We start from the raw sequence: 447 nt of genomic DNA, 5'->3' as shown, positions 1-447 counted from the left end.
TTCAACGTCCGCCAGTGGTCGCAGATAAGCGACTAACTGCTGTTGTCCTCCCGTATTTTCACGGGCAATCACCACCCCTTCGCGCACGCCGGGGCACTGCATCAGTTGTGCCTCGATTTCCCCCGGTTCAATGCGGAAGCCGCGTAATTTAACCTGAAAATCATTGCGGCCGAGGTATTCGATATTGCCGTCGGGCAGCCAGCGGCCGAGGTCGCCGGTTTTGTACATGCGGGCATCGGGATTTGGGGAGAACGGGTCCACCAGAAAGCGTTCGGCCGTCAGCTCAGGCCGGTTCAGGTAACCGCGTGCCACGCCGGTGCCGGCAATATAGATTTCCCCCGTGACACCCAAAGGCACGGGCTGGCGGTATTGGTCAAAGATATAGATTTGGTTGTTGGCTACCGGCCGACCGATGGGAGGCAGGGTCGGCCACTGTGCAATGTCCTT

General features: G+C 58.8%; 1 protein-coding gene. It reads right to left on the bottom strand.

Annotated elements, in window-relative coordinates:
- On the bottom strand, positions 1 to 447 hold a 447-nt coding region (locus PSI23_RS22080), incomplete at both ends, for an AMP-binding protein (RefSeq protein WP_273557055.1).

Source organism: Xenorhabdus yunnanensis, from assembly GCF_028598805.1.
GTDB lineage: Bacteria > Pseudomonadota > Gammaproteobacteria > Enterobacterales > Enterobacteriaceae > Xenorhabdus > Xenorhabdus yunnanensis.
This window is presented reverse-complemented; position numbering and strand designations above follow the sequence as displayed.